The organism is Gammaproteobacteria bacterium (assembly GCA_003696665.1).
Lineage (GTDB): Bacteria > Pseudomonadota > Gammaproteobacteria > Enterobacterales.
In genome coordinates, this window is sequence record RFGJ01000587.1 from 1 (window position 1) to 8,633 (window position 8,633).

The following is an 8,633-nucleotide window of genomic DNA, read 5'->3' on the forward strand; positions in this document are numbered from 1 at the left end:
AAAAAGGTGTTTAAACGTGGTGCCATTGGGGCGTGGAATCGCTTGGTTTGATGCGGGTACCACAGATGCTTTGCTTGATGTCACGCATTATATGGCGGCCGTGGAGAAGCGCCAGCAGCGGAAAGTTGCATGTCCGGAAGAGATTGCCTGGCGGCAAGGCTGGATTAATCGTACACAACTTAAGGCTTTGGCCAAGCGTGCCCGTGGCGCCTATCAGGATTATCTGCAACGTTTGGTGGAAGAACCATGATAGGCATACCCTGGCGTGTACTGGTGACCGGTGGGGCTGGATTTATTGGCGGTCATGTTGTCCGACGGCTTCTCTGCGAAAAGCGTGATGTCACGCGTGTCGTGATACTCGACTTACTCAGCTACGCCGGGAGCATGGGAAACATTTCAGATTGCCTGAGTGACGCGCGTTGTGAATTTGTTAAGGGGGACATTGCGGACCAGGCGCTCGTTACAAGGCTCCTGCGAACGTACCAAATTAACGCAGTGATACATTTAGCGGCGGAGACTCATGTCGATAGATCGATATACGGCCCGATGGCCTTTGCTCAAACCAACACCATGGGAACCGTGATGTTGCTTGAGGCAGTGCGTCAGCATTGGGAAGGGTTGTCTGCTCCCGAGCAGACAAGTTTTCGGTTTTTGCATGTCTCGACTGATGAAGTGTATGGTTCCATTGAACAGGGCAAGTTTTTAGACACTGATCCGTATCGGCCAAATTCTCCCTATTCGGCAAGCAAGGCGGCTGCCGACCATTTTGTACGCGCTTGGCATCAGACATATGGTTTGCCAACACTGACAAGCCATTGCAGTAACAACTTTGGCCCCTATCAGCACCCCGAAAAACTGATACCGAGGGCCATTCGTGCGGTGCTCACTGGCGGCACCATTCCTTTATATGGCGGTGGCGCACAGGTCCGAGACTGGCTGTATGTGAGCGATCACGCCGACTTTCTGTGGTTTTATCTCAATCATGGCGATGTTGGTACCGTGGTGAACATTGGTGGCGAGTGCGAATGGCAAAATCGGGCACTGCTGCAAAAGGTGGTGACAATTGTTGCGTCTCGTCTTGGCCTGTCTCAAGATGATGCACTTAAATGCATTGTCGAGAGTGCAGATCGGCCTGGCCATGACCGACGTTATGCCATCGACAATCAGAAAGTACGCGCCATGGGGTGGCATCGCTGGACCAACTTTGAGCGTGCGTTAACGGAGACGATTGATTGGTATCTCACACACAAAGATTGGCTGACGAGACGGCAGAGTTATGAATTGGCGACAGACGGACATTGAGGGGGTGCTGATCGGCAGTCGGCCGCGTTTTTACGATGAGCGCGGGTGGTTTGAAGAAGCTTTATCTTCGCGGCTCTGTGGTCATGATCAGGGCACTTGGCTTCAATTGAACACATCGCTATCCCACCAAAATGTCGTTCGCGGTTTGCACTTGCAAGCACAGTATCCGCAAGCAAAATGGGTGTGGCCAGTGGTGGGTGACATTTGGGATGTTGTTGTGGATATGCGGCCGGGTTCACCAAGCTTTGGTCGCTGGTTTGCAACCAAACTAAGCGCAAGCCAATCACATGTGATTTTTATTCCGAAAGGTTGCGCGCATGGCTTTGCCACCCTTACCGAACCAGCTATTGTTCAGTATGCTGTGGATGCCCCCTATCGCCCGGATGATGAACTGGTACTCAGATTTGACGATCCGTTCTTTTCGATCCCATGGCCTGTGTCTAGGCCAGTGACTTCCGAAAAGGATCGCAACGGTGTGTTGTGGGCCCAATTGGATTTTTCGAAAGGATATCCAAGGGTGTCAGAATGAAAATTTTGGTCACTGGTGGGCGAGGGCAGCTTGCGAAAGCTATTGAGAAAGTGGCGTCAGCTTTGGGTATTGATTGTGTGGCGCTGTCAAAAAATACCTTAGATGTGTGCGAGCCCAAGGAAGTGATTGAAGCGCTTACCCACCACTCGCCTGACTTGGTGATTCAAAGCGCCGCGTACACTCAAGTGGACCAATCAGAAACTGAAGCAGGGTTGGCGTATCAGGTGAATGCATTAGGCGCTCGTCATGTTGCCGAAGCCTGTCAATTGGTTGGCGCCAAATTGCTGCACATATCCACGGATTATGTGTTTGGGGCCAGCGAATGGCCAAGGGCTTGGCGAGAAGACGACCCGCCGGCACCTTTGAATACCTACGGATGGTCGAAGCGACTTGGTGAGATTTATGTTCAGGAATCTTCGGCTTCAAGTTGTGTTGTTCGCGTCGCTGGGCTTTTTTCACATCGTCAAGAAAGTTTTGTTGGTAAAATTTTGTCGCGCATCGCAGCTCAGGCGCCACTGATTGTGGTCAAAGATCAGATCACAACACCGACAAACTGTGAACAACTTGCGCTCAGCCTTTTGCAGATTGGCGAATACTGGTGTCAAGGCAATTCGATTCCGGTTTTACTCCATATCGCTGGCGGTCCGCCTGTCAGCTGGTTCGAGTTTGCCCGTCACATTGTGACAAACCATCCTGAACCAGCGTTGCGGACTTGGCCGATTCGTCCCGTGAGTAGTTCTGAAATGGCACTTGTTGCGAGTCGACCAAGCTACTCTGTCCTTGATGATACACTGGCTCGTTCGGTATGCCGTGTGACCCTTCCGGACTGGCGTGTTGGTTTGTCGGAGACAGTGGCAGCGGCGTGGCGGACAGTCTATTTTGATTCACCTCGACAATGACCACACCAGCAACGTGGCCACAACAGTGACACAATTGCCCCGACCAACGCCCCCGAGATATGAGCTTGAGTGGCCACCTCGGCATGAATGAGCGCCTTAACCTGTTCGGAAGCGCCATAAATATATTCCCACGACAATTTGCCAAGCAGTGCGGCGAAAAGTAGGTATCCGACCCAATAACGAGCGCGAATGTCCATGATCGCTGCGGCAGCCAACCAGCCATGTAACACACCGGATAGGCCGACATACCACTTGAGTTCAGGCACAAACAAATAAAGCAAAAACAAATGAATGGGAGCCACAATGGCGATAAAAAGAAGCCAACAACCAGAAGGTGTGACTTGCTCGTGAAAGACTGTCCAGATGACCAACAGCCCGACGCTGTTCAGGAGAACATGCGCCCAGTTGGTGTGTACGAGGTTGGCGGTCCATAATCGCCATACCTCACCATGAGCAATGGCGTCAACATCATAACGGAGTGTCTGTTGCCATTCAGATGGGCAGGTCGCGATACCCACCATGGTCAGTAATAGTAGAAGCACAGGCCAGTGCTGACGAATGAAAGCGCGCATTCGATTCCTTCGTATTGCGAACAGACGCAACATTCTAACTGACGTGCGGAATAAGACAATAATCATTGTGGCGACCTGAGATGCACAAAAATATTGCACTCTCGTAAGCGAGTGGTTATTATACGCGCCGCACGACAGGCGCGTAGCTCAGTTGGTTAGAGCACCACCTTGACATGGTGGGGGTCGTTGGTTCGAGTCCAATCGCGCCTACCAATTTTTTAACAAAAAACGGCATCCGCAAGGATGCCGTTTTTTGTTTGTGGGTCGTACACTTTGGGGGCTGTGTAGGCTTGCCATTACGTTGCTATTTCATCATCATGACGGTGTGGGATATAGACAAAACAAATTGGGAGGATTCTCATGGCAAGTCGATCATCGGTGGGGCGTGCACTTGTCCTTTTTCTTTGCTTTCTTTCATTTGGCATTGCGGCAGCGGAGAAATCACCGAAAAGCTCAGCAAAAAACAAGCAAAAGCAATCGGTTGCACAGTTAATCCAAGGGAAAGCCGCCCACACCGGATTGCTCAACTTTTATCAAAGTCAGGACAATGGGGCTTTACTTCTGGTACTTGAGAAAAGCCAGTTAAGTAGGCCCATTCTGTACTTTGCCCACACGGTAAATGGCACGCCCGATGCGGGCACGGTCAAAGGCCAGTATCGCGAATACAAAGTCATTGAGTTTCGCCGACATTTTGACCGTATTGAAATCGTGGCACCAAATCTCCGGTTTTATCTCGATCCTGATAGTCCCATTGCACGGTCGGCGGGCAGCAACTTGTCTCCTGCGGTACTGGCAAGCCTCAAAATTAAGGCAGAGGACAAGAAGACGGGCCGAATGGCGCTTGAAATAGACAAGGTGTTACTGTCAGAGGCCTTGCACAAAGTTAGCCCATATCCAAACCCAAGTCGTGGAGCCGTCAATAAAAAGCCCAAATTCAAACTCGGGAAATTGAATCAGGCAAAGACAAGGTACGTGGCTTTGCGAAGCTACCCGAAGAATTCGGATGTGGTGGTGGAATATGTTTTTGATAATCCCAACCCTGTGCCTGCCGCCGGGCCCGAAGTGACCGATCCGAGGACGGTGGCCATACGTATTCAACATTCCTTCATTGAGTTGCCGCAGAACAATGGTTTCAAACCGCGCAGAGACGATCCACGTATAGGCTATTTCACGCAACAAAGGACGGATCTTACTTCTGATGATTGGGCGCCGTACAGAGATGTGATCAATCGCTGGCATTTGGTCAAGAAAGATCCGAGTGCGCCTGTTTCGGAGCCGGTTGAACCGATTGTCTTCTGGATCGAAAACACAACGCCTAAAGAATGGCGTGAGACAATTCGTGAAGCGGCGCTTCGATGGAATGAGGCGTTTGAGCTGGCTGGATTTAAAAACGCGATTGTCGTGAAAGTTCAACCCGACGATGCCGACTGGGATGCTGGAGATCTGCGTTACAACGTACTCCGTTGGACGGCTTCACCGCGCCCGATGTTTGGTGGCTATGGTCCGAGTCTGGCTAACCCGTTGACCGGCCAGATACTCGGTGCGGACATTATGCTGGAGTACGTCTATATGAAAAATCGCGCGTTGGTGGATGAATTGTACACAGAAGGCGCCAATGCAGCAGAAATCGGTAACGAAACACAGGGCCTGTATTGTTCCGCAGGCCACTTTTTGCACTCACAATTGCTTTTCGCTGGCGCAGTTCTGGATGCGTCAGGAGCGCCTGCGATTGAAAAGAAAAAATTACTTAAGCAAGCGATGTCGCGACTGATCCTGCATGAGATTGGTCACACATTGGGGCTGAATCACAATATGCGCGCCTCGCAGCTGTGGAATGCCACCGACATTCACGATGCCGCAAAGACCAAAGGCAACGTGACAGCGTCGGTGATGGACTATCCCGCCATTAACATCGCGCCTCCCGGCTTCCAACAAGGCGACTATGTTGACTGGCGGCCAGGCCCATACGACAAATGGGCAATAGAATACGGCTATTCGCCAGCCCTTGATGATCCTGAAGCAGAGGAAGCACGGCTTGAGAAAATATTGTCTCGTTCAACTGAGCCAGCCCTTGCTTTCGGCAATGATGCTGACGATATGCGAGCCCCGGGGAGACATATTGACCCACGCGTCATGATCAATGATTTGTCGAATGAGGCGATAAAATACGGAGCGCAACGGATGGCGCTGATTCGCTCAATATTGCCGTCTCTGAAAGACAAGCTCGCCAAGCCGGGTAAGTCTTGGCAGCACTTGTTGGTTGGGTTTAATCGTCTTTTTGGTGAGTACATTTATGCCGGTGTGGTCGCATCTCGCTACATCGGTGGCGTGTATGTTGACAGGGCTATGGTTGGGCAGGCCGGTGCCGCTGAGCAACCATTTATGGCGGTTCCCCTTGAAAAACAGTTGGCTGCTATGAAGTTACTGAGGGATCGTATTTTTGCCCCCGATGCTTTTGATGACTTTCTGCCGCTTGTGCCTTATTTGCAACGTCAAAGACGGGGATTTTCGGATTTTGGTAAAAATATCAATCCGAAGTTTGAACAAGCGGTCTATGCTGCGCAAGCTGCTATCTTAGCGCACGTACTACATCCTGAAGTGCTGGCCAGGTTGTCCGAGTCAAGGCTGTATGGCAATGAATATACAGTGAACCGAATGCTCTCCGATCTGACCGCTGCCATATTTGATGCGGACAAGAAAACATCGGTCAGCCCAATGCGCCAACGTCTCCAACTGATGTACGTAAAACGCCTGGTCAGCCTTGCTGGTCTTGGCCAAAAGCCGGTCAATCTTGACCCGGTGGCGCAAACGGCTGCTTACCAGCAGCTATTGGCGCTGAAAGATATCGGTCGTTACCAGATAGATGAACCAGCGACGAGGGCGCATCGTGCACTGATTCGTCAGATCATCTCGACTGCGATGAAGAAGCTTTGAAACACAAGATGACACACTAAGGTGTCGGTGCGACACCATCCGTTAACCAGGCAAGCCACTCTTTCCATAGTCGCTTGCCTGGTTCCGGTCGAAACGCTCCAAAATGGCCAATTTCCCTAACACCAATGTCGCTTGGTGATCGAATGGCCAGTTGTGCGTTTGGGTAATGTGCCGTCAGTGCTGCTACGGCACTGGGTGGGGCAAGTCCATGATCATCGCTTAGAGCGATAAAGAGCGCATCATTGGTCTCTTCGTAATAATGGGGCTGTGTTGCAGGGTCGCTCCACAAGTAGCCTGACTGCAAGCACCAGTGCCGCCATTGTTTGACCACTCCTTTCGGAATGTTCTGATTGCCGCCAAGGAGCCAACCAGGTAAATAGCCTTTCAGCGTTAAAAGTAGCGGGATCACCAAATACCAAGCAAGCCACATTTTCGGCCATTGTCGTGGTGAAAAACAGCGCCAGTCACCGACGCCAGAGGCCACCATCAATAGGCGTGTTATTTTAGGGGCGACTTCGCTTAAACCCACAATTTGGCCCCCGAGACTGTGTCCAAGATAATAGAGGGGCAAAGTCGGGGCATGTTGATTGAGTGTTCGCAACGCGGTCGTCAAATCTTCCCGAGCCCAATCAATGATTTGGATATGCTCGTATTTTTTTGTCACTTCTGGCATGCCAACCCCGCGGTAATCAAAGGTGAGACAGCGGATGCCTTGACTGGCGAAAAATGTGGCAGTGTGCCGATAGAACCGTTGCGGCACACCCATAGCGCCCCCAATAACCAACTGTCCGATGACAGAAGTCTCCGGTTCGAACAACGTTGACTCAATCACTTGTCCGGTCGGCGTTGTTAACGGTAGCGGTTGAGGCTCGTTCATAGACAGCGATTAATTGCCTCCACGGAGTCCTTGGCGTCACCAAAGAGCATCATGGTATTTTCGCGGAAAAATAGGGGGTTTTGTACACCGGCATACCCTGTGCTCATACTGCGTTTGAAGACCACAACCTGCCGCGCCTTCCAAACTTCCAATACTGGCATGCCAGAAATCGGGCTGTTGGGGTCTTCTGCGGCTGCAGGGTTGACCGTATCATTCGCACCGATGACGAGCACAACATCGGCGTCGGAAAACTCCGGATTAATTTCTTCCATCTCGTAGACAATATCGTAGGGCACTTTGGCTTCAGCCAATAAGACATTCATGTGACCAGGTAGTCGTCCGGCGACCGGATGAATGGCAAATTTCACCTTGATCCCACGTTTTTGCAGTTTTTCGGTCAATTCGGCCACCGGATATTGTGCCTGGGCAACGGCCATTCCGTAACCAGGTGTGATGATAACGAGGTGGGAGGATTTGAGCAGCTCAGCGACTTCGTCGGCCGTCGTTTCGTGAATCTCACCGATCGTGTCTTTTTCCTGACCCGATGAGGCGGCGCCGAAGCCACCAAGAATCACACTGATGAAGGAGCGATTCATGGCACGACACATAATGTATGACAGAATGGCGCCTGAAGCGCCCACAAGGGCACCCGTGATAATCAACAGATCATTCCCGAGCATGAAGCCCGCCGCGGCCGCCGCCCAACCGGAATAGGAGTTCAGCATCGAAATGACGACCGGCATATCAGCACCACCAATGGAGGCAACCAGATGGAAGCCGAGCACTAGGGCGAGGACGGTCATCGTGAGCAGGCCATCAAGATCTCCGCCTTGCCGTACGGAGTCGATGATGATGACAATTGAAATCACGATGATGAGCAAGTTGAACTTGTGCCGATGCGGCAGCATCAGTGGCTTGGAGGCCATCAGTCCCCGTAGCTTGGCAAAAGCGACCACTGAACCGGTAAAAGTCACGGCGCCAATGAACACACCGAGATAGACCTCAATGAGATGGATGAGTTGATAGGTGCCGGTCAACTGATGGGTATCAAGAAAGCTGTTGAACCCGACAAAGACCGCGGCAAGTCCAACAAAACTATGCAAAATGGCCACGAGCTCCGGCATTTGCGTCATTTGTACGCGCAGCGCAAGCAAGGCGCCGATCCCAGCTGCCACTGCCATCAACAAGGCGATCAAACCAACTTGGTCGACTTGGGGTTGAGCCACTGTTGCCAATAACGCGATCAACATGCCGGCAATCCCAAAGCGGTTGCCAGCACGAGCAGTTTCCTGTTGGCTAAGTCCAGAAAGCGCCAGAATGAAGCAAATGGCGCTGCACAAATATGCCGCATGCGTCATTCCCGGTGTCATTGGTCACCTCCTTTGCGGAACATGCGCAGCATCCGTTCTGTGACAATAAAACCACCAAAAATATTGATGCAGGCCACCAGCACAGCAACGGCCGCCAGTATTCGTACCGTCACATTGTCAGACGAGATCTGTAGTAGTGCGCCAACAACA

General features: G+C 51.6%; 9 protein-coding genes and 1 tRNA gene. 6 read left to right on the forward strand and 4 right to left on the reverse strand.

All coding sequences use genetic code 11. The features are described from left to right. From D6694_14270 to rfbD, 4 genes are all read left to right on the forward strand, one after another. The coding region (locus tag D6694_14270; protein ID RMH35921.1) for a glucose-1-phosphate thymidylyltransferase at positions 1-250 on the forward strand (250 nt) is incomplete at its 5' end. After that, positions 247-1,302, forward strand: a complete 1,056-nt coding sequence (gene rfbB / locus D6694_14275; protein ID RMH35922.1) for a dTDP-glucose 4,6-dehydratase — start codon at positions 247-249, stop codon at positions 1,300-1,302. The genes D6694_14270 and rfbB, both read left to right, overlap by 4 nt. Continuing rightward, on the forward strand, positions 1,277-1,831 hold the full coding sequence (locus D6694_14280; protein ID RMH35923.1) for a dTDP-4-keto-6-deoxy-D-glucose epimerase: 555 nt from the start codon (positions 1,277-1,279) through the stop codon (positions 1,829-1,831). Before rfbB ends, D6694_14280 begins: the two co-directional genes overlap by 26 nt. Beyond that, positions 1,828-2,730 carry a dTDP-4-dehydrorhamnose reductase gene (rfbD, locus tag D6694_14285; protein RMH35924.1) on the forward strand — a complete coding sequence of 301 codons (903 nt, stop codon included), beginning with the start codon at positions 1,828-1,830 and terminating at the stop codon, positions 2,728-2,730. The genes D6694_14280 and rfbD overlap by 4 nt, the downstream gene beginning before the upstream one ends. On the opposite strand, the gene rrtA is transcribed toward rfbD, so the two are convergent. Further along, the gene (gene rrtA / locus D6694_14290) at positions 2,706-3,368 is read right to left on the reverse strand and encodes a rhombosortase (protein RMH35925.1); all 663 of its coding nucleotides are present in this window, start codon (positions 3,366-3,368) and stop codon (positions 2,706-2,708) included. The two genes, rfbD and rrtA, sit on opposite strands and share 25 nt — an antisense overlap. Before the next feature lie 70 nt (positions 3,369-3,438). Here rrtA and D6694_14295 point away from each other — a divergent pair. Then, positions 3,439-3,515, forward strand: a tRNA-Val gene (locus D6694_14295). Between the two features lie 147 nt (positions 3,516-3,662). Then, positions 3,663-6,236 (forward strand): DUF5117 domain-containing protein, encoded by a 2,574-nt coding sequence (locus tag D6694_14300; protein RMH35926.1) that lies wholly within the window; start codon positions 3,663-3,665, stop codon positions 6,234-6,236. 16 nt (positions 6,237-6,252) lie between these two features. On the opposite strand, the gene D6694_14305 is transcribed toward D6694_14300, so the two are convergent. The 3 genes from D6694_14305 to D6694_14315 all read right to left on the reverse strand — a co-directional run. Then, on the reverse strand, positions 6,253-7,113 hold the full coding sequence (locus D6694_14305) for an alpha/beta fold hydrolase (GenBank protein RMH35927.1): 861 nt from the start codon (positions 7,111-7,113) through the stop codon (positions 6,253-6,255). Beyond that, positions 7,110-8,483 (reverse strand): Re/Si-specific NAD(P)(+) transhydrogenase subunit beta, encoded by a 1,374-nt coding sequence (locus tag D6694_14310; protein ID RMH35928.1) that lies wholly within the window; start codon positions 8,481-8,483, stop codon positions 7,110-7,112. The genes D6694_14305 and D6694_14310 overlap by 4 nt, the downstream gene beginning before the upstream one ends. Continuing rightward, a partial coding sequence (locus D6694_14315; protein ID RMH35929.1) for a hypothetical protein occupies positions 8,480-8,633 on the reverse strand: 154 nt, incomplete at its 5' end. The genes D6694_14315 and D6694_14310, both read right to left, overlap by 4 nt.

Coding starts and splice junctions, on each gene's coding strand:
- D6694_14305 (RMH35927.1), bottom strand. CDS start 7,113: ATGAACGAGCCTCAACCGCTACCGTTAACAACGCCGACCGGACAAGTG.
- rrtA (RMH35925.1), bottom strand. CDS start 3,368: ATGATTATTGTCTTATTCCGCACGTCAGTTAGAATGTTGCGTCTGTTC.
- rfbB (RMH35922.1), top strand. CDS start 247: ATGATAGGCATACCCTGGCGTGTACTGGTGACCGGTGGGGCTGGATTT.
- D6694_14280 (RMH35923.1), top strand. CDS start 1,277: ATGAATTGGCGACAGACGGACATTGAGGGGGTGCTGATCGGCAGTCGG.
- D6694_14300 (RMH35926.1), top strand. CDS start 3,663: ATGGCAAGTCGATCATCGGTGGGGCGTGCACTTGTCCTTTTTCTTTGC.
- D6694_14310 (RMH35928.1), bottom strand. CDS start 8,483: ATGACACCGGGAATGACGCATGCGGCATATTTGTGCAGCGCCATTTGC.
- rfbD (RMH35924.1), top strand. CDS start 1,828: ATGAAAATTTTGGTCACTGGTGGGCGAGGGCAGCTTGCGAAAGCTATT.